A 22,284-nucleotide genomic window follows, 5' to 3' on the forward strand; every position below is an offset into this window, starting at 1 on the left:
CAGCTCAGCACCGCCGAGGTGGAAAAGATGTATTCAAAAGATGGTCTCGGCTATAACATGATGCGGATTATGATTTATCCCAACAAAGCAGATTGGGGCCGTGATGTGGCTACAACCCTAAAGGCACAATCTTTAGGCGCAAGAATTTTAGCATCTCCATGGACACCGCCCTCTGCAATGAAAAGCAGCAATAGCAACCTTCACGGCTACCTTCTGCCAGAAAAATATGCCGACTATGTACAGCACCTTAATGATTTTATTGCCTTTATGAAAGATAAGGGCATCACCATAGAGGCTGTTTCTATTCAAAACGAGCCGGATTGGAGTCCAGAATACGACGGTTGCGAATGGTCGCCGACGCAAATACTTGATTTTATAAAAAACTACGCCGGAGGCATCAACGCCAAAGTGCTTGCTGCAGAAGCGGTCAACTTTAAGAAAATGTACACGGACCCTGTGCTTAACGATCCGGTGGCGGTAAACAACTTAGATATTGCCGGTGGCCACTTGTATGGCGGCGGCTTGCAAGACTATCCTTTGGCGCGGCAAAAAGGCAAAGAAATTTGGATGACAGAGCACCTCTTAAACGAGGTGAACGACGGAATGGGCTGGGCGCAAGCCTTAGTTCTCGCCAAAGAACTGAATGATTGCATGGAGAATAACTTTAACGCTTACTTCTGGTGGTACTTAAAAAGATCGTACAGCATGTTGGGCGATGGAGATAAAGGCACCACCATGGGCCAAACGCTAAAGAGGGGCTACGTGCTTTCTCATTACGCTAAATATGCAACCGGCCGTACCAGGGTACAAATTGGGAAAGTTGCAAATAACAGCGAAATTAGCGTCACCGCATATAAAGGCCAGGATGATATGACGATGGTTTTTGTCAATAGTGGCGCTACAACCGTTCCTGCTTTAAATATCAACCTGCCGCTAAGCGTTAAAAGTGCAAATGCAGTAATTACCTCAGAAACATTAGATATGGCCGAGCATAGCGTAGCACTCAATGCAGAGAAAACTGCACTAACTTTGAGCCTGCCGGCCAAATCAATTGTCTCGGTGAAGCTTGCCAAATAAATTTCAGATAGCTATCAAGCGCATCAATAGTTATCGAGATTCCAATTTGAAGAACACTTATCTTTCCGGTTTTAGCGCCGGAAAGATAAGTTTCACAACAGATCCGATTCTTCCAATTGTTTTTTCATCACAACAATATCTTTGCCGCCTAAGGCAAGCCGTTCCATCTGTTGCCAGCCTAGCCGTTGGTATAAACGCGCTGCCGTATGGGTAAACAAGTGCATCTCGGTTAGGCCAAGCTGTTGTTTTGCGTGTGCTGCAATGTATTTACAAATTAAGGTACCTAAACCTTGTCCTCTGTAGTCGGGTTTGGTATATACCAGTGCCAACCAATTTTTGTAAACGCCTAACCGGGGTACTTTATCCAAAAGCCCCACGTGTTGGTAAATTCCACCAGTTGCAATAGGCTCGTCGTCAAGCATCATTAAAACCTGAAATTCATGATAAGCCCCCGATAAATTTCTTGTTTTATCAATGGTGGTGGCTATGGGAATGTTCCACTCCTTTAAATACCAGTCGGCGATGATTGCAATGTGTTTATCGTCGTTTGCTTGGATAAGTTGATATTTTATTTCTGCCATAAAGTTGAAAGGATATCAAATCTTTAGAAATTTCTGGTTGAATCTACTATTTTTTCTTTTCGTTAGCGTTCGGTTTTTTTTATGGCTAAAGCTTTATGCCTTAATTATTTAATGTAATTTATGGATGGTGATTTGGCAGGCATAGACGGTGAATTAAACATTTGTTCCCTTAAATTGAACATTTGTAACCTTCTTGCGCACCACACCTCCGTAGTTTTACAATTGCATACAGCAATATCGAGGGCATAGAAATCGATTGCCTAAGCCGATAGGAACAAACGGCGGAATCAAAAGATGATATAGGAATTGATATTGCGCTGCTAAACTAACCGAATTATTAAACTAAATTTTATGAAGAAATCAATTCTACAAAATTGTTTCGGCGAAGGACAGGCTGCTGTCCGAAGCCTCCGGCTATTATTACTGATAGTAATAGGTTTAGCCAGTTCAATCACTGCCTACGCGCAAACAACCGTAAAAGGTAAAGTGACAGATGATACCGGCATGGGCCTTCCTGGCGTAAGTGTAATGGTAAAAGGTACTACAAACGGTACGCAAACAGATGCCAATGGAAATTACGCATTGTCTGTTCCTGGCAAAAATGCGGTATTGGTATTCTCGTTTATAGGCTATACCGCAGTTGAAAAGCCATTAAACGGACAAGCAACTGTTAACGTGAACATGGCAGCGGACTCTAAATCACTAAGTGAGGTTGTAGTAATCGGATACGGTACGCAACGCAGAGAAGCGGTAACCGGTTCCGTAGCTTCCATCAGTGGCGATAAACTTACTGAGGTGCCAACCGCAAACGTTACCCAGGCTTTACAGGGGCGCTTGGCGGGTGTGGATATTTCACAAACCTCTAGTAAGCCCGGTGCTACTACCCAGATACGCATCCGTGGTACGCGCTCACTAACCGCTGATAACAATCCGCTTATCGTATTGGATGGTATACCTTTCACCGGCTCTATTTCTGATATCAACCCTAATGACATTAAAAGCCTCGATGTGCTAAAAGATGCTTCGGCAACGGCTATCTACGGAGCTAGAGGCGCTAACGGGGTTATCTTAATTACCACAAACAGAGGCCAGAAAAACCAAAAAGCCCGAGTATCATATAACGCATATGCCGGAAGCCAAGAAATTTTTGCTAAAGTGCCTATGATGAACGGCCCACAACTTGCTGCTTTACGTAAAGAAGCGAAAGTTTATACATCAAACGGAGTGGATGAAGACGATGCTGTAAATACGGATTGGCAAGACTTGTTCTTTAAAACGGGTGCGGTTACCAGTCATGATATTGGCGTTTCGGGCGGTACAGAAACCGGTAATTATAATTTTGGATTAGGATATTATAAGAATCAAGCTGTTGTGCCAAGTCAGCAATATTCCCGATATTCTTTTAAAGCTTCCATGGATCAAAACTTAGGTAAAATATTTCGTGTTGGCTTTACCTCTAATAACAATTACAACTTAAATGAAGGTGGCCAAATAGGCACTTTCGGCGCATACGCGTTTTCGCCTTTAATTAATCCTTATAAAAGCGACGGTTCGTTAAAACGTGTGGTAAACATGGCTTCTGGCGATTCTTATGTACTCACTAGCGGCGTTGTGGACAGCCTTACAAACAACGGTCTTTGGCTAAATGAGACTAGAGGTTTCGCAACATACAATTCTTTTTATGGCGAGGTTAGTATTCCGTGGGTAGAAGGCCTTAAATTCCGCACCAATCTGGGGCTAGATTTTGTTAACAGCAACAATGGTAACTTTACCGGGCAAGGGGTTAATGCGGTAAATGCAACAACCGTGTCCAATGCCGGCATCAGCAATTCTCAAACTTATCATTGGACTATAGAGAACTTGCTCACCTATGATAAAACCATAGGAAAACACAATTTTAATGTTGTTGCGTTATACTCTGCTGAGCAAAACAAGTATAACCGTTCAAGTGTTTCAGTTAAAGACATTCCTGCAGAAGCGTTCCAATTCTACAACCTAGGGCAAGCAGCCGGTGAAAAAACAATCGACCCTAATAATCAGGATTATCAATTGTGGGGCTTAATATCTGGCATGGGCCGTATTATGTATTCTTATGACGACCGTTATTTGTTAAGCGCAACCTTGCGTTCAGATGCATCGTCTCGGTTAGCTCCCGGGCATCAGTGGCATACTTATCCTGCAGTTTCAGTAGGTTGGAATATATCCAAGGAATCATTTTTTAACGTTTCTAAAATCGATATGTTGAAAATAAGGGCAGGCTTTGGTCAAACATCAAATCAGGCCGTACAGCCCTACGCTACTCTTGGAAGACTTAGCACACGCCCTTACAACTTCGGCGATGATGTCTACGAAACAGGATATTACGTATCATCTTTACCTAATCCAAAGTTGGGTTGGGAATATTCCAAAACAACAAACTTAGGTGTAGACTTTTCCTTGTTTAATAACCGCCTTTCTGGTACTGCGGAGTATTACGTAACCAATACCAAAGACATTTTGTTGGCGGTTGGTTTACCAGAAACTTCAGGCGTAGCTTCCATCACTCAAAACGTAGGCGAAACGCAAAATAAAGGGGTAGAAATTAGTTTGAACGGAACGATTTTGGACAACCCAGATGGACTTACTTGGCAGGCAGGTGTAAACTTTTACACCAATAAAAACAAATTGGTGGCGCTAGCGTCTGGCCAGCTACGTGACGAAGGTAACGCCTGGTTTGTTGGGCACAACATCAATGCCATCTATGACTATGAAAAAATTGGCCTTTGGCAACAAAATGATCCATACCGTAGCATATTGGAACCAGGTACCGATGATGACGTTATAGGCTCTATCAAAGTGAAATACACTGGCGAATACAATGCAGACGGTACTCCAAAAAGAGCCATCGGTGAGGCTGATAGACAAATCATAGATGTGGATCCTGATTTCCAAGGGGGCTTTAATACACGTTTTGCTTATAAAGGATTTGATTTAAGCGCCGTGGCTATCTACAGACATGGTGGTGTGCTTATCAGTTCTTTGTACGGTTCATCTGGTTACTTAAACACCTTAACCAGCCGAAATAATAACGTGCAGGTGGATTATTGGACACCGGATAACACTAACGCAGAATATCCTAGACCAGGGCGCCATTTAAGCGGTGACAATCCAAAATACGGCAGCACATTGGGTTATTTTGACGGTTCATATTTAAAGGTACGTACCATTACTCTGGGATACGATTTTAATCGTTCCTTAATCAAAAACAATAAAATCAACCTGAAAGCCTACTTTACGGTTCAAAATCCTTTTGTATTGTTCTCCCCGTACCACGATCAGTCGGGTATGGATCCAGAAACCAACTCTTATGGAAACGAGAATGCGGCTGTGCCATTGTCTCAAAACTTGAGAAGAATCTTGACGATAGGCACAAATACGCCGTCAACACGTAATTATATTTTAGGTTTGAATTTGACATTCTAATATTTAAAAGATGAAAACACATTATAGAAAATATTTTGTTGCGGCGGCGGCTTCCCTGCTGCTGTCAACAGGGTGCAACGATTTATTAGACGAACAACCACGTAGCTTTTACGAGCCTGGATTTTTTAAGACAGAACGTGGTGTTGCCGGCGGTTTAACCTCTATGTATGCACATTTACGCTACATGTATGGCCAGGCCTATTATTACAATACCACTTTAACCGGTACAGATGAAGTAACTTACGCACAAAGTGCCGACGGTAACTTTAAGGTGATGGATTTATCGGGGCAAGGGATTATCGATCCGTCCACAAGTAGGTCCGACGCAATCTGGGGCATCACCTTTTCTAATATTAACACGGCAAATGGCGTTATAGAAAATGCTTCATCGATAGGTACTATCTCTAATGCTTTAATAGCAGAAGCCTATTTTTTTAGAGCTTTTGATTACTTTTTGTTGGTGCAAACTTTTGGTGGTGTACCTTTAGATTTGGGTTCGGGCGAATTGAAATTTAACAATACCGCCACTAGAACTTCAGTGCGTAACACGGTTCCAGAGGTTTACACTAAAGCTATTTTCCCAGATTTGTTGAAGGCCGTTGCAGATTTGCCTGCTGCGCCAAGAGTAAAAGGTGCCGCAACCAAAACGCTTGCGCGCCTATATCTAGCAAAGGCATATTTAACTTATGGATGGTGGTTGCAAAACCCGAACAACATCCCAACTTACCCAGAAACAGCGCGTACAGATCCAGACGGACACGATGCAGCATGGTATTTCCAGCAGGCATACAATGTTGCCAATGAGGGAATTGATAACCCTGGACCTTTTGGGTTGCAGGGTACTTACTACGATGTAAATTTGGGTTCAAATGATAGAAATAACGAGATATTGTTATATGCAGATCATACAGAAACCAGCGAGTTTTACAACGGAGGAAGTTTAATTTATGGCAGCGGCGGTGCGCCGGATAATTTTGCCGGATGGATGATGACCTGGAATTATACCAACATCCGCAGTGGCGGTGTAAGCTCTGTACAACGCGAAGCAGAACAGCATTTGGGCAGGCCATGGACAAGGATGTGCCCAACAATTGGAGCTATAAAAAATACCTTTGCCGATAAAGTGAATGATTCCAGGTATGACGGAACTTTTACGACTGTTTACCGTGCAAATTTTCAGAAAGCTGAAGGAGCACCGCCAGTGGTAACCAATGCAAACGGAATGCAGGTTGGTCCTGGTGGCGCTATTCTAACTTTCTTAGATAATGACGATCCGCTAGTAACTTACGCAAACGGAAATGCAAATATCGGAGCCGGTGTATTGCCGGGCAGAGCTGATTATGTAATAGCGCCGAGCGGGATTAGCAGATTGGTGTACCCTGGACTTTGGAAATTAGGGCCATACCGTACGGATAACGATGGCGGTTATGGACAGCCAAACGCAGGTAGTACCAGACCATTCAACATCGCCAAATTCTCTGAGCTTTACCTAATAGCTGCCGAAGCAGCGGTTAAAGGCGCTACTACAGTTGCTGGCAAAAGCGCTAGAGATTTAGTAAATGTATTGAGGGCGAGAGCCGGAAAATGGCGTTTTGATAACAACGGAAACGTAGCCAAAGTTGCTGATAATAGCGCTGCCATGACGGCTGCCACACCGGCTACCATTGATATCAATTACATATTAGCAGAGCGCTCCAGAGAATTTTACGGTGAAGGTTATCGTTGGTACGATTTGATCAGGACACAGAAATGGGAAGAATTATCTAAAACTTACCAAATTTGCGGCGCTGATGTTGGAGACCATACTCCGGTTACGGTAACACGCGATATCAAACCTTATTTGTACCTCCGCCCGATACCGGCGGGGCAACTGAATTCCCTAGACATGACCGATGCTGAGAAACAAGCCTACCAAAACCCAGGTTACAACTAAATTCATCGTTTCATATATATGGTTGGTTTGCACAAACGCAAACCAACCTTTTTATTTTAAATTGCCCGTACCATGTTTATCCAGCGCACCCTTATTTTGCTTTCCCGTTTTTTGCTAATAATTTTGAATTGCTTAGCCTTTTCAACTATTGCCCAAGCCCAACGCCAACGCATCAACATCAACGAAAACTGGCAATTTATGCGTTACGAAGGGGCAACGGACTCTTTGATATATGATATCCGCCCAACCGATTACAACAAAAAAGACGACATCGTAGCCGATACCCGCGCAACTTTAGAAACAAAGGCTACCGCTGTGGCATTTGTACTAAAACCTTTTATTTTGCCCACCGCAAATGAGTTTATTAAAAATCCGGCGCAACATTTTGTAAAGCCCCAAGGCAATCCCGGCGCTAATTTCCCTTTTGTACAAAGCAGTTTCGACGATAGCAAATGGCAAGCCTTAAATCTCCCCCATGATTGGGCCATCAATCAGCCTTTTTACAAAGAAGGTAACGCCATTGTGGGCGGTGGAATGGGGCGCTTGCCTATACAAGGCGTGGCCTGGTACCGCAAAAAAGTAGACATCAGCAAAGCAGATCAAAATAAAAACATTTATTTAGATGTGGATGGCGCCATGTCTTATGCCATGGTGTGGGTAAACGGGCATTTGGCCGGGGGCTGGCCTTATGGCTACAATTCTTTCCGCATCAACCTAACACCTTATTTAAATTTTGGAGAGGCAAATCAGCTGGCCATCCGTATAGATAATCCGCCTAATTCCGCGCGTTGGTATCCGGGAGCTGGCATTTACAGGAATGTTTGGCTCACCAAAACCAATCCTGTCCACGTTGCGCATTGGGGCACTTTTGTGCGCAGTAAAAACGTAACGAGGAAAGCTGCCGATATCGATATCGATGTGAAAATCCAAAATAAGCGTAAAAAGACCAGTCAGGTAAAGGTAATTACTGAAATCTACACCTTAACAAAATCGCTTTCTCGCGATAAAAAAGTGGCCACTACCCAAGCGCAGATGGCAAGTGTCGGAGCAGACAAAACAGAAACAATCAGCACTACGCTTAAAATACAAAATCCAAATTTATGGGAAGCTTTACCGTCCAACAAACAGGCACAATATCTGGCGCTAACAAAAGTATTTGATGGCAAGCAACAGATAGATGAGTACGAAACGCGTTTCGGCATTAGAAGTATTGAGTTTGACGCCGAAAAAGGACTCTTGGTGAACCAGCAGCCCATAAAAATTCAGGGCGTAAACCAACACCATGATTTAGGAGCCTTAGGCGGAGCGTTTAACCGGCGCGCGGCACAAAGGCAATTGGAAATGCTAAAAGAACTGGGCTGTAACGCCATCAGGTTGGCGCACAATCCGCCTGCGCCAGAACTGTTGGATTTGACAGACAGCATGGGCTTTTTGGTAATTGATGAGGTTTTTGATTGCTGGGAAAAAGGCAAAACGGCCTTAGATTTCCACCTGATATTTAAAGATTGGTACGAAGCGGATCTAAGAAGTTTCATCCGCCGTGATAAAAACCACCCATCTATTATTGCTTGGAGCTATGGCAACGAAGTGGGCGAGCAATATACAGACGAAGAAGGGGCTGCGCTTTCTAAAAAGCTGTATGATATTGTGAAAGATGAAGACCCTACGCGCCCTGCAACGGCATCTATGAACTACGCCAAACCGGATATGCCTTTCCCTGCTGTAATGGATATTTTAAGTCTCAATTACCAAGGAGAAGGCATCCGGGATGCACCAGCGTATAGCCACTTAAAAGGCATCCGTACGCATCCGCTGTATCCTGCTTTTCATCAGGCATTTCCAGATAAATTGATTTTTAGTAGCGAAACCGCTTCAGCTTTAAGCACCCGTGGCACTTATCTTTTTCCGGTAACCCCACAAATAAGCGCACCAGTAAGCGATACCTCCGGAGGCAATCCAGTCAAACAAATCGTAAGTGCCTATGATTTATATACTTCTCCTTTTGGGGCTTCGCCCGATAAAGTTTTTGCATCGCAAGATAAACATCCTTACGTGGCAGGCGAATTTGTATGGTCTGGCTGGGATTATCTGGGCGAGCCAACGCCATATTACGGCGCCCGAAGTTCTTATTGTGGCATTATCGATTTGGCCGGCTTTAAAAAAGACAGATATTATCTTTACCAGGCACGTTGGCGTCCCGATTTACCGATGGCGCACATTTTACCGCACTGGACTTGGCCGGGTAGGGAGGATAAAATTACGCCGGTTCATGTGTACAGCTCGGCAGACGAGGCAGAATTATTCCTGAACGGTAAATCTCTAGGACGTAAAAAGCTTGGAGAATATGAATACCGTTTCCGTTGGGACGATGTAAAATACCAGCCCGGAGCGTTAAAAGTAGTCACTTACAAAAACGGCCAGATATGGGCTAGCGACAGTGTGGCTACCGCAGGCAAGGCTTATAAATTGGTGTTATCGGCCGATAGAAATAACATCAAAGCAGACGGTCAGGATTTATCATTTGTGACAGTAGAAGTGCGCGACGAACACGGAAATCTTGTTCCCGAGGCAGATAATCTCATCAGCTTCGAAGTAGAAGGAGTAGGGGATCTGGTGGCTACCGACAATGGGAATCCGGCAGATTTAAATTCCTTTGCGCTACACCAACGAAATGCATTTTCAGGATTGGCTTTGGCCATCGTCAAAAGCAGGGAAGCAAAAACTGGCAAAATTAAAATAACTGCAAAAGCCAACGGAATGTTGCCTGCATATTTGGAAATAATTAGTCGCTAATTTTAGAAAATAGGTACACGCGACTTAAAACGGCCGAAAGGCCGTTTTTCTTATCGAATTTTAAACATTTGTACTCGTTTTTCAAACAAAACAACCCTTTAAACATAAAGTCCAACCCTAACTTAGTGACCTAAAGTTTGCTGTTAGCCGTCGGCTACACGCACGCGTCAAACAGCACCTATTTAACACAATGTACTGCCCACCATCGGACTTTAACACGTAAAAATGAGAAATACAACTATATCATCTGCGCTGGGGATTTTGCTTTTTTGCGCTTGCACAGCAACAAAAACTAGCGTAAACAACAATGAGCCTAATGGTTTAAAAGATTATTACCATAGCTATTTTCCAATGGGTGTGGCCGTTAGGCCTAGCGACTTAAAAGACGAAACAGCAGAATTTTTGTTGAAAAACTTTAACAGTATCACGGCAGAAAACGCCATGAAAATGCAACCCTTGCACCCGCGCGAAAATTTTTACTACTGGCGAGATGCCGATTCAATTGTCAATTTTGGCGTAAACCATGGCATAAAAGTACGTGGCCATGCGCTTTGCTGGCACGAGCAAGCACCAGATTGGATGTTTAAAGATGCTAACGGAGAGCTTGCCAGTAAAGACTTGCTTTTGCAGAGGTTAAAAGACCATATATTTACCGTGGTTAAAAGATACAAAGGGAAAATTTATGCTTGGGATGTGGTGAATGAAGCCATTGACGATAATCCCGATAATTTCCTCCGTAACTCTTTATGGTACCAAATCTGTGGCGAAGATTTCATCGCGAAAGCTTTTGAATATGCGCACGAGGCAGATCCGCAAGCCAAACTTTTTTACAATGATTACAATGTAGTACGTCCAGAGAAAAGAGAGAGGGTGTACCGCCTCTTGAAAAAATTGGTAGATGCAAAAGTTCCAATCCACGGCGTGGGGCTTCAAGGCCATTGGTCTATCTACGAGCCATCAGAAGCAGAGCTTAAAACCGCCATTGAACAGTTTTCATCTTTGGGTTTAGACGTGCAGATTACCGAGCTAGATGTTTCTATTTACCCTTGGGAAAAAGAACGTCGCGCAAAGCGTCCAGAGGAGGATGGAGTTTTTACTGCAGACTTGCAAAACCGCCAGACAGAACAATATGCCAAGATTTTCAAAGTATTCCGTCAGAATAAAAAGGTACTAACGGGCGTAACTTTTTGGAACTTGTCCGACCGTTACACCTGGCTGGACCACTATCCGGTACAAGGGCGTAAGAATTATCCGTTACTGTTTGATCAAGACTTTAAACCTAAAAAGGCATTTTGGGAAGTTGTAAACTTTTAACCTAAGCCCTTGTAAAATACACTCAACTTTTTTTGGTTGGGACCTAACCCGCATTTAGCATTTCGTAACGGCAACTATGCTGTTGCGGAATTGCAGGTGCAATAGCAAATCTTACAAAAAGACAATCGAATGCAAAATTCTTAGCTAAAGCGCGAATTTTGAACCTAAATGGGTATATTAGATGGCCGGCGCTAACCTATGCCGGTTTTTATATTACTTGTCAGATGATTTTGCGCGCCCTAAAAATACTGGTGGTTTTAAAACTTTTTTTATTTGCAGGCTCTGCTTATGCAGATAACGGCAACATCAACTTCATGAACATTGGAACCAAAGAAGGCTTGTCTTCAAATACCATCAATGCCATGTTGAAAGACCGTTTAGGCTATATGTGGTTTGCTACCTCGGATGGCTTAAACCGTTATGACGGAGAACACTTTAACATCTACCGTCAAAACGATGCAAAACCTAAGGGTTTGCCGGCAAATTTAATTAATGCCATATATGAAGACAAGAATAGCAACCTGTGGTTAGGAACCGAAAACGGTTTAGCGATGTACGACCGCCGTTCCAACTCTTTTAGGGATTATAGCGGCGTAATTAAACAATCCATCAGCTCTCTTGCTTTTGATAGCAAAGGGCGTATTTGGACCGCGTCTTACTTCGGACTCAGTATATTTAATCCCAACACCACAAAGCTGGAAGAGTTAAAACTACCCAACAAAGAAGACGCTATCGCAAACGGTCCCGTAACACGGGTTTTAGCCGACAGTCAGGATAGGATGTGGATAGGCACACAAAATGGCTTGTATTGCTACAACCCTAAATCAAAAAGAATTAGCTATTACGTTCAGGATAAAAGCGGTATCGCCGATAATTATATACTGGCAATTTCCGAAGACCACAAAGGAAACATCTGGGTGGGCACCAATAACGGCTTAAGCCTTTTAAGGGCGGGCAGTCAAAAAATCATCAATTTCCGTAATCAGCCGGGCAATCCTAACAGCCTCAGCAACAATATCGTTTATACCATTGCAAACGAACCTAACGGCAAAATTTGGATAGGCACAGAAGACGGCCTTAATATCTTTGACCCGGCCAGCGGACAGTTCCAAAGGCTGGGTTTTGAGGGGCGCAACAACAACAGCTTGCGCGGAAAAGCCGTAAAAAGCCTTTTGATTGACGAGCAAGGCATCTTTTGGGCGGCAACTTTCCGTGGTGGCGTAAATAAGTTTGATAAAAACTTGGCCTTCTTCAACTATGTGAAAAGCAACAAGTTTGATCCCTACGGCCTTAACGCGCCCGTAGTAACTTCCTTTGTGCAAACAGACGCTAACACGCTTTTTATAGGTACTGATGGCGGAGGTTTAAGTGCTTTCCACATCAAAAAGGGCATGTTTAACCACATTCCGCTCGCTGGGGCGGATGACGAACGCTTGGCCATTTTAGCTATGGAAAAAGTGGGCGATGAGGTTTGGATTGGCACCTATTTGAAAGGCCTGTTTATCTTAAACACCAAAACAGGTGCAAAAACGCAAATACGCAAAGGCGCAAAAGGCGAGCATTTAAACGGGAACGATGTTTTTTGCATCAAAAAAGATAGCCGTGGGAATGTTTGGGTGGGCACAAACGGCGAAGGTGTAGACTGCTACGACGCAGAAAGTAAGCGCTTTATCCATTTCAGCAGAACGCAAAAAGGGGCGCAGTTTTTAGATATTAACGGTTACATTAGGGCAGTAGAGGAAGATATAGACGGCAATATCTGGATAGCCACCAGCGGCAGCGGGATTGCAATATATAATCCTTTGACAGGTAAATCAAAAATGCTTTCTAAAGCCAATAAAACCCTGGCCAATGATAACATTACCAGCCTGCACCGCGCCCAGGACGGTTCAATGTACATCGGTAGCATAGGCGGTGGCTTAACCATCTATAATCCTAAAACCGCCAAGTTTACGTCCTTGTCTGAAGCGAGGGGTTTGGCTAACGGCGTAATTTACAAGATATTGGAAGACAATGCCGGAAAAATTTGGTTAAGCACCAACCGCGGTATCAGTAGTTACGATCCCGACAGCAGGAAATTCAAAAACTACTTTAGCCACAACGGTGTACAGCAAAGTCCCTTTGTTACCGGATCGGGTATAAAACTGGCCGACGGCCGCTTGTTCTTCGGCGGAACAGATGGCATCAATTATTTTCATCCTTCGCAGCTGTACACCAACAAAAATGTGCCTTCGGTAATTTTAACTGACCTTAAAATTGCCAACCAAAGCGTGGTGCCAGGCCCAGATTCACAAATTGACGAGGATATCTCTGTAGCCAAGGAAATGCACTTAGATTACGGTCAAAATTTCTCATTAAGCTTTGCCGCTCTCAACTTTACATCGCCACAAGAAAATCGTTATTTTTATAAGTTAGAGGGTTTTGATAAAGAATGGAACAGCGTAGGCAATGCCAGCACCGCCATGTACACCAATTTGGACCCGGGAACTTACACCTTTTTAGTCCGCGCCACTAGCGATGCCGGCGAATGGGATTCGCCCTTAAAATCTATACGCGTTACCGTAAAACCGCCATTTTGGAGGACCTATTATGCCTACACTTTATACTTCTTGCTATTTGCTGGCATTTTGTGGACCATCCGTTACCTCGGCATCCAAAAGCTGAAAGCCAAATTTGCCGTGGAGCAAGAACGCAACCGCGCCGAACTGCTTTTAGCCGAGGAGCGGAGAGAAGCGGAACGTAAACATCAATTTGACCAGCTAAAAATAAAGTTCCTGACCAATATCAGTCACGAATTCCGTACGCCCATTTCATTGATTATGGGGCCTTTAGAGCAACTGATGCAACAGGAAACCTCGCCCGAGCGGGCCAACCAGTTGGATATGCTGCGCCGGAATGCCCGCAGATTGCTCAACTTGGTAAACCAACTTTTAGATTTTAGGAATATTAAGCTAAAAGAGCAAAAACTACAGGCCAGCGAAGGCGATTTTGTGGCCTTTGCGCGTGAGGTGGCCGATTCGTTTAAGGATTTAGCCGAGCGTAAGCAGATTAATTTTCAGTTTCAGAGTGCCTTACGTTTCTATTTTACGTTGTTTGATCAGGATAAGATGGAGCGTATCTTGTTTAATCTTTTATCAAACGCTTTTAAATTCACTTTAAAAGACGGAGAAGTATTTTTGAAAATTGATGCTTTGCCAAATGACCGTGGTTTGCGGATCAGCTTGTCCGACACGGGGATAGGCATGAAGCAAGACACCACGGAGAAAATTTTTGAGCGTTTTTTCCAGAACGAAACCGGCGAAGAAATTTTAAACCAAGGCAGCGGCATTGGGCTTTCTATCACCAAAGAGTTTGTGCGTTTGCACGGAGGCACTATAGAAGTGGAGAGTATTGCCGGCAAGGGCTCGGTTTTTAGCGTAAACTTGCCTTTGCGTAAAATTGAAGATGCCCTTATTTTAGAAGAAGATGCGGTTTTCATGTACGATGAGGCCTCTGAGGATATCCAAGAACCCGATGGTCATCATCAAACTTTGCCGGTAGTTTTACTGGTAGAAGATAATGAGGATTTCCGTTTTTATTTAAAAGACAATTTAAAGAAGTATTACAGAGTAGTAGAGGCAGGCAACGGCAAAGACGGCTGGCAAAAAGTACTCTCGGCACATCCGGATTTGGTAGTGAGCGATATCAGTATGCCTTACGTAAGCGGTACCCAGCTATGCCAAAAAATAAAAACCGACAAGCGCACCTGCCACATCCCGGTAATTTTGCTCACCGCGCTGAGCGCCGAAAGCGACCAGTTGCAGGGCCTGGAGAAAGGCGCAAATGACTATATGGCCAAGCCATTTAATTTTGAGATTTTACACGCCAAAATCACCAATCTACTAGCGCTCAATGAGAGTTTGAAAAGCACTTATAGCAAACGGATTAAAGTAGATGCGCCGATAGTGGATATCGAATCGGACAACGAAAAATTGTTGAATAAAGCGGTGTTGTATATTGATGAAAACCTTACCAACTCCCAGCTTTCTGTAGAAGATTTAAGCAGGCACTTGGGCATGAGCCGCGGATCGCTTTACACCAAAATTTTAGAGCTTACGGGCGAAAGTCCGGTAGAGTATATTCGCTCTATAAAGTTGGATAGAGCCGCTGTGCTGCTCGAAAAAAGCGAGCTCAACGTTTCGCAGATCAGTTATTCCGTAGGTTTTGCCACCCCTAACTACTTCGCTAGGGCTTTCAGAACGCGTTACGGGATGTTGCCATCAGAATACATCAGCGCCAAGCGGGCAGAGAAAACGGTGGAACGCAGTAAATAATTTTTTGCGTTTTTGAACAAATCAAACATCAATTTGAACAAATGTAACACCTTGTTTCTGTTTTAAAGCCTAATTTCGATGCTATACCCTTACAAAATTAACACCCTGTTAAATTTAAAGGTAATTAGTAGTTGGTTTGATTGAGGTCTGTGCCGAGAAATGGTTTGGTTTTTCTCGGCGCAACTTCATTCTGCAAACACACATTTAAACCTTCAACATGAACTTTAAAAAATTGCTTTTGCCCTTGTTGTTTGTTGGCTTGCAACAAACTGTTTTTGCCCAAATAAAATTGCCTCAACTGATAGCCAATAGCATGGTTTTACAAAGAGATAAGCCTTTGCGTATTTGGGGCTGGGCCAGCGCTGGAGAGCAAATAAAAGTAAATTTTAACGGAAAATCGGGTAAAGCAGTTGCGGATGCGCAGGGCAAATGGACAATTATTTTGCCGGCCATGAAAGCAGGTGGCCCTTATCAGATGAGCCTAAAGGGCAAAAATACCATCGTACTCAAAGGTATTCTTATTGGTGATGTTTGGTTGTGCGCAGGCCAGTCTAACATGGTGCATCAAATGCGTTTACACGCCTTGCGGTACCAGAAAGATATTGATGAAGCCAATTTCCCTCAGATCAGGCAGTTTTGGGTGCCTACGGCAACCAATTTAAACGGTCCAGAAACTGCCTTAAAAACCAGCAGCTGGAAACCTGCCAATCCCGGTAATGTACTCGAGTTTTCGGCAGTGGCTTATTTCTTTGCGCGCGACATCTACCGTAAGCATGGCATCCCGATAGGAATTATTAATTCGAGCGTTGGAGGTACGCCTATTGAAGCTTGGATTAGCGAAGCCGGTTTTAACAATTTTGATGCTATTAAAGCAAGCATCAGGCAAAACAAAGACACCGCTTACATTGCTAAGCGCGCAAAAGAGCAAGCTTTTGAATACGGAAGTTATGGCAATGATTTAGGCTTAAGCGCAAACCCCAAATGGTATCAAGAAGACTACGAGCCAAACGGCTGGAGAAGGATAAATATTCCCGGTTTTTGGGAAGACCAAGGTTTACGCAATTTAGACGGGGTAGTTTGGTTCCGCAAAGAGATTGACATTCCGGCAGAATTGGCCAACAAAGCGGCAACACTTTTAATGGGACGTATTGTAGATGCCGATGTGTTCTATATCAACGGAAAGCAAGTGGGTTCTACAAGCTATCAATATCCGCAGCGGGTGTACAAAGTGCCTGCTAATTTGCTTAAGGCCGGCAAAAACCTTTTTGTGGTTCGGGTACAAAACAACGGAGGAAAAGGCGGTTTTGTGCCAGATAAGCCCTATAAACTGGATTTCGGTGGTACCAAGATAGATTTAAAAGGTTACTGGAGTTACAAAGTAGGGCAAATTAGCAAGCCCGCCAAACGAACCGGCGAACGAGGTCCTGTAAATGCTCAAAGCCAGCCTACAGCTTTGTACAACGCCATGATTGCGCCGTTTAAAAACTACGCCATAAAAGGGGTGCTATGGTATCAGGGCGAAAGCAATACCGGCAATGCGCGGGAATATGCTAAGCTGTTGCCAGCCTTAATTGCCGATTGGCGCCAGCAATTCCGCAACGCAGCTTTACCTTTCTATTATGTGCAACTGCCCAATTTTGGCGATGTAAGCTATCTGCCATCAGAAAGCGGAACGGCTCTGGTCCGCGAAGCAGCACTCAAAACTTTAAGCATCCCAAACACCGGAATGGCAGTAACCATTGATTTGGGCGAATGGAACGATATTCACCCGGACCGGAAACAGGAGGTAGGGGAGCGTTTAGCTCTGATTGCCCGCCATTTCGACTATGGTGAAAATCAGCTGGAATACAGTGGACCGATTTTTCAATCTGCCGAGATAAAAGGGCAGGAAATTATTGTTCATTTTACACACACAGGCTTAGGCTTGCAAGCCATAGATGGAGCGCCTTTATCTGATTTTGCCATTGCCGGGGAGGACGGGAAATTTGTTTGGGCAAATGCAAAGATTGTAGGAAATAACGTTGTGGTAAGTTCGCCGGATGTGGCGAACCCTAAATATGTGCGTTATGCTTGGGCCGATAGCCCGATGAACCCCAATTTGTTTAACAAAGATGGTTTGCCGGCATCGCCGTTTAGAACGGATGATTTTTAAACATTACGTTTTTATTTGCATTTTGTATGGATATCACGATAATTTCATAGTTGCTATTCAAAACAAATTGCACGATGAAAAGCACATCGTGCTTTTTTTATGTTTTGTTTTTAACCGTTTGTCTACAAAAAGCTTACGCCCATCTACGCTGCATGAAAAAATACCGGCGGGTAATTATATTTGGAGATGGATATCCGTGCAAACCAACTTAACGCAGGCTTGGTAAACCATATTTTGTTTTGGTTGCTTTGCACATTGGTAATTACCTCTTCCTTTACTATCGCCGGGCTTAGTTTTGCCACAGCCTTCAACGTGATATTGATGTTTTTGCCGCTACATCTGTTTTACTATTACAGCATCTCGCTTTTTGCCATTCCGCATTTTTTGTTCCGTAAAAAATATCCCGCCTTTATCCTCACCATCATAGCCTTGGCTTGTTTTTGTGCCTTCGTCTTTCGTAGCATCGAGATATTTTTTTCGGATCCCTACATCCTAAAAGAAATGCTGGTAGATAACCCTGCTTACCGGTGGAAAAAGTTAGACGGCAGCATTACAGAACAGTATTTAAAACCGGTTTTCATCATCAACGCTTTTGAACAAAGCAACCAATTGGTTTGGATAGCCGTTTCGTTGAAGTTTTTTGTGCTGTGGCGTGCAGATAGGCAAGTGGCATTGCAAGCGGAACTTAATTTTCTGAAAAATCAAATTCATCCGCACTTCCTGTTCAATACTTTAAACAATATTTACTCTTTAAGTCTTCAACAATCCTCAAAATCGCCGTTTCTGATATTGAAGCTTTCCGAAATTTTAAGGTATATGCTTTACGAATGCGATGCCGACCGCGTTGATTTAAAAAAGGATATCTCTATTTTAAAAAGTTATATAGATGTAGAACGTGTACGCTATGTGGACAACCGTTTGGATTTGAATTTGAACATAGAGGGAGATTTGGACGGTTTAAGCATACCGCCTTTGCTGATGCTCACCTTCGTTGAAAACGCTTTTAAACACGGCGCCGCCGAGATAAGTTCAGATGCTTGGATAAACATTGATATAGTGGTTAAAGCCAATAAACTTACCTTTAAGATATCTAACAACAAACCCACCAAGCTAGTCGAAGCTCAAGGGGAAGCATCCGGCATAGGGCTTAAAAACATTCAGAAACGGTTAAACCTGACTTGTTATCAGCATCATACCTTAAAAATTATAGATGAAGAACTTTTATATGCGGTGGTTTTAAACTTAGATCTGCAACCTAAATCCTAAGCCATTATGAAAATTAAAGTACTAATCATTGACGACGAGCCCCAAGCTATAGAAGTAATTGCTAACTACATCCGTAATTTTCCAGAGCTTGAGCTTGTAGAAAAATGCGACAATGCCGTGCGTGCTTTTCAGATATTGCAGAGCACGCCTGTTGATTTGCTTTTCTTAGACATTAAAATGCCGGGTTTGCTGGGCACAGATTTAGTAAAGACTTTAAAGCGCCCGCCACGCATTATTTTCACCACCGCGTATCAAAACTTTGCTTTAGAGGCTTTTGAGCTAAATGCCTTAGATTATTTACTGAAGCCAATATCTTTTGACCGCTTTTTAAAAGCAATGGAAAAAGTGCTTGACTATTATAAATTAAAGCAAAATACCGGTTTAACTTTAAAAGCCGAGCCTGTACAAACGCCTACAGAAAGTGTGCTTTACCTACGTGTAGAGCGGAAAATGGTAAAAGTTAGGGTAAGCGATATTTATTGGATAGAGAGCGCGAAAGATTATATCAAGGTGTTTTTAAAAGATCGGGTGCTGATAAGCAAGCAGAAAATTAGCACCCTTGAAGAGCTTTTGCCCGAGAACCAGTTTATCCGCATCCACAGGTCTTTTATGGTAGCTTGTGATAAAATAGAAAGTTATCACTCTTATTGCATCGAAATATTAGGAAAGCAGTTGCCAATTGGCCGCAATTACAAACTGGAGAGTCAAAAGAAACTGCGCGAACTTTTCGGAAACTTCTCTTGAAGTGAAAAACTCTGCGTTTTTACGTTTAGGAAAGGCGTTGTCTGTTTATCCTATATAAAATAAATAGCGCGCCCATCAACACGGCAGCGTTACCAATAACATATCCTACGCAATAGCTGTTTAGGCTGTCATTATAACGAGTAACGTTAATTACTTCGCGCAAGCTAAAAATCAAAATAAGCATCAGCAAACAAGAAATTAAATTTTTCATTTCTTCGCATTAGGGCAAGCCAAGCCAGATGGTACAGCATCTGGCTTTAGCCGGCCTTTTTTAACACTATTTGGTAATACTTACAGTAGTTGGCGTGTAAATGCCGAAAGTGAGCGCCGCTACCAATCCGTTTACAAAGCTATGCTCTATGTGCAGCGTGTAGTCTTTCGCGTCACCTGCCAACTGTTTAGCATCCGACACCGCTATCGGCGCCAGGCCGTAAACTACATAGTGATTCCACTTTACAATTTTCTCATGAGTTTGTGGCCCTTTGCCCACTACTGCGGTGTACGAGTAGCATGAGCTTAAGAGTGTTGTTGTGCCTAGCAAAAGCCCCAACGTTTTGTTTGTTAATTTTCTTTTCATTTGATGAATTTTTTAACAATGCTAAAAAGTTTGAAGAGCTAAAGTTTTGACCGATGCCGGAAGGCTTATTTAAAGGTGTTATTACCGCAACGAGTAGATGAACGGCGTTTGTTTAGTTGTTTAGATATGGGGTAGATTGATGAAAAAAGCGCTCGGCCATTTACTGTTGGTGTAAATGGAAGAGCGCTTTAGCTTAATAATATTGCCTCAATTCAACTTTATTGTTTTGCGGTTTCAGGCTGTTTAAATACTCATAAATAGCTTCTAAGTCTTTCTCTCTCATTCCGGCATACATGGTCCAGGGCATGGGCGTGTTGGCAACGGTTAAACCAACTTTTGGCGCTTTGTAACTACTATCCGCGTAAGCTTTAAAACGCGAAACAAATGTTTGCTTGCTCCAATTTCCTAAACCGTTGGCTTTGTGCATGGTGATATTGGGCGACGTGATTTTCCCGTTAGGCATGGCAAACTCCATTCCTCCGCCAAACTCGGTGCCGGCAATTACGCTGCCTTTTTCTGTTTTGCTGTGGCAATCTACGCATCCGGCTACATTCACCAAATAAGCACCATAAGCAATCTGGTTGTTTTCTGCCGGTTTGGCTTTAAAATCCGCTTCTTTTGGTAAAGTTTTGTTGATAAGATTTACCGGAAAATCCAGTTCGGTTTTCGGGTTGTTTTTAGCAATGGGTTTTAAAGTTCTAATGTAGGCAATAATGCTGTAAACGTCTTCTTTATCCATTTTTCCGAATCTCGGATAAGCCATCAGTGGAAACAACGCATGGCCGTCTTTGCTTACTCCGGTAGTAATAGCTCTTAAAATCTCTCCGTCTGTCCAATTTTTCAGGTGATAGGGCGTAATGTTGGGCGCATAAATTTTTCCCGGAAAGCCCTTTTTTTGGTCAAATTGCTCGCCACCGTTTCCTAAGGAATTACTAACCATAGGACCCGAGTAAAGGTCCCAGTTTCTGCTGCTGTGACAGTCCATGCAAACCGCCACATGATTAGCTAAATAGGCACCTCGGGCAATACGTTCGGGGGTAATGTCAATTTTAATTTGCGTTGCCGGTTGGGCGTTAGGAAGTGCAAAGTTGACGTATGTTGCGCCTGCAACTACCATAAGCACGATGCCTCCTAAAGTGAAAAGAATAATCTTTAATGCTTTCATTTTGTCTTTTTTTGATAAATAAAAATAACTCATTTTCTTAAAATGATAATATATAAATTATGACTGCGTGCTATTTATAGATAGACACTGTGCTTTTTGATACTTTACGCATTTGTCGATGTAAACGAAACTTTCACCGATAGAAATTGTTTTCTGGCTTTGTTGTGTGGTTTATCAGCTGTTTTATCTCAGACTTGTAAGCTGAAATAAGGCAGTGACAAATGTTTAAATCGTGGACACCTGCGTTACTGCCGTTAACGATAAAACATGAAAAAAATAATTTTAACAATTGGCTTAGTAGCAAGTCTTTTAATGGCTGGATGTTCTGACGATCCGGAAGAGCCGAAAAACACCAATTTGGTGACTTTTAATTTAGCGCCCGAATCGCGAATAGCATGGAAAGGAAAAGCAGCTGACGGCAATTTTAACGAAGGCACCATACAAGCTACGGGAAACGTGGATGCAGTGGTGAGTCCGGGAGGAGAATTAAAACGAATTCATGCTGGACTTGTAGAGATGCCCGTTTTAACTATCGAGGTGACAAATTTACCTGCGCATCTGAAACCTGTTTTGGAAAATCATTTAAAAACATCCGACTTTTTTTACATGGCGATGCATCCTAAAGTAAGTTTCAGATTTCTATCGGCCGAAAGGCTTAACAATGACGTTAACGGATACAATTACCAAGTGAGGGGAGAAATGACATTATTAGGGCAAACGCATGCTTTAGAATTTCCTGCGCGGATTATTTTAAACAGCAATGTACTATCGCTTAAAGCTAAACCAAGTTTTAAACAAAGCCTGTGGGGGATGAACTATCATCTAGACGAAAGTTACCCTGCGGATGACCGTTTGCTTGATGGCATAGATTTAAGTTTCGATATCAAAGCTAACCGATAGATTTATT

At 43.0% G+C, this 22,284-nt stretch carries 14 protein-coding genes; 10 read left to right on the forward strand and 4 right to left on the reverse strand.

Annotated elements, in window-relative coordinates:
* A partial coding sequence (locus BCY91_RS17560) for a glycoside hydrolase (RefSeq protein WP_220699433.1) occupies positions 1 to 1,077 on the forward strand: 1,077 nt, incomplete at its 5' end.
* A gap of 92 nt (positions 1,078 to 1,169) precedes the next feature.
* On the opposite strand, the gene BCY91_RS05710 is transcribed toward BCY91_RS17560, so the two are convergent.
* The gene (locus tag BCY91_RS05710) at positions 1,170 to 1,658 is read right to left on the reverse strand and encodes a GNAT family N-acetyltransferase (RefSeq protein ID WP_120181057.1); all 489 of its coding nucleotides are present in this window, start codon (positions 1,656 to 1,658) and stop codon (positions 1,170 to 1,172) included.
* A gap of 351 nt (positions 1,659 to 2,009) precedes the next feature.
* Here BCY91_RS05710 and BCY91_RS05715 point away from each other — a divergent pair, with 351 nt between their 5' ends.
* From BCY91_RS05715 to BCY91_RS05750, 8 genes are all read left to right on the forward strand, one after another.
* A complete protein-coding gene (locus tag BCY91_RS05715; RefSeq protein ID WP_120181058.1) occupies positions 2,010 to 5,120 on the forward strand; it encodes a SusC/RagA family TonB-linked outer membrane protein in 3,111 nt (1,036 codons plus the stop codon).
* Between the two features lie 10 nt (positions 5,121 to 5,130).
* Positions 5,131 to 7,053, forward strand: coding sequence for a RagB/SusD family nutrient uptake outer membrane protein (locus BCY91_RS05720; protein WP_120181059.1), 1,923 nt, complete (start codon positions 5,131 to 5,133; stop codon positions 7,051 to 7,053).
* A gap of 123 nt (positions 7,054 to 7,176) precedes the next feature.
* Positions 7,177 to 9,846 carry a beta-galactosidase GalB gene (galB, locus tag BCY91_RS05725; RefSeq protein ID WP_245989013.1) on the forward strand — a complete coding sequence of 890 codons (2,670 nt, stop codon included), beginning with the start codon at positions 7,177 to 7,179 and terminating at the stop codon, positions 9,844 to 9,846.
* Between the two features lie 225 nt (positions 9,847 to 10,071).
* Positions 10,072 to 11,160, forward strand: a complete 1,089-nt coding sequence (locus BCY91_RS05730) for an endo-1,4-beta-xylanase (RefSeq protein WP_120181061.1) — start codon at positions 10,072 to 10,074, stop codon at positions 11,158 to 11,160.
* A gap of 224 nt (positions 11,161 to 11,384) precedes the next feature.
* Positions 11,385 to 15,473, forward strand: coding sequence for a hybrid sensor histidine kinase/response regulator transcription factor (locus BCY91_RS05735; protein WP_120181062.1), 4,089 nt, complete (start codon positions 11,385 to 11,387; stop codon positions 15,471 to 15,473).
* Between the two features lie 217 nt (positions 15,474 to 15,690).
* A complete protein-coding gene (locus tag BCY91_RS05740) occupies positions 15,691 to 17,625 on the forward strand; it encodes a sialate O-acetylesterase (RefSeq protein ID WP_120181063.1) in 1,935 nt (644 codons plus the stop codon).
* Positions 17,626 to 17,811: 186 nt separating this feature from the next.
* The gene (locus BCY91_RS05745; protein ID WP_120181064.1) at positions 17,812 to 18,891 is read left to right on the forward strand and encodes a sensor histidine kinase; all 1,080 of its coding nucleotides are present in this window, start codon (positions 17,812 to 17,814) and stop codon (positions 18,889 to 18,891) included.
* Positions 18,892 to 18,897: 6 nt separating this feature from the next.
* Positions 18,898 to 19,635: a LytR/AlgR family response regulator transcription factor gene (locus BCY91_RS05750; protein WP_120181065.1), complete on the forward strand. Its 738-nt coding sequence runs from the start codon at positions 18,898 to 18,900 to the stop codon at positions 19,633 to 19,635.
* Between the two features lie 25 nt (positions 19,636 to 19,660).
* Here BCY91_RS05750 and BCY91_RS05755 read toward each other — a convergent pair whose 3' ends face one another.
* From BCY91_RS05755 to BCY91_RS05765, 3 genes are all read right to left on the reverse strand, one after another.
* Positions 19,661 to 19,846: a hypothetical protein gene (locus tag BCY91_RS05755; protein WP_120181066.1), complete on the reverse strand. Its 186-nt coding sequence runs from the start codon at positions 19,844 to 19,846 to the stop codon at positions 19,661 to 19,663.
* 66 nt (positions 19,847 to 19,912) lie between these two features.
* On the reverse strand, positions 19,913 to 20,212 hold the full coding sequence (locus BCY91_RS05760; RefSeq protein WP_120181067.1) for a Bor family protein: 300 nt from the start codon (positions 20,210 to 20,212) through the stop codon (positions 19,913 to 19,915).
* 193 nt (positions 20,213 to 20,405) lie between these two features.
* Positions 20,406 to 21,377, reverse strand: coding sequence for a c-type cytochrome (locus tag BCY91_RS05765; RefSeq protein ID WP_120181093.1), 972 nt, complete (start codon positions 21,375 to 21,377; stop codon positions 20,406 to 20,408).
* Between the two features lie 267 nt (positions 21,378 to 21,644).
* Here BCY91_RS05765 and BCY91_RS05770 point away from each other — a divergent pair, with 267 nt between their 5' ends.
* Positions 21,645 to 22,277, forward strand: a complete 633-nt coding sequence (locus BCY91_RS05770; RefSeq protein WP_120181068.1) for a YceI family protein — start codon at positions 21,645 to 21,647, stop codon at positions 22,275 to 22,277.
* Positions 22,278 to 22,284: the final 7 nt, after the last annotated feature.

Origin of the sequence: Pelobium manganitolerans (assembly GCF_003609575.1) — a bacterium.
Classification (GTDB): Bacteria; Bacteroidota; Bacteroidia; order Sphingobacteriales; family Sphingobacteriaceae; genus Pseudopedobacter; species Pseudopedobacter manganitolerans.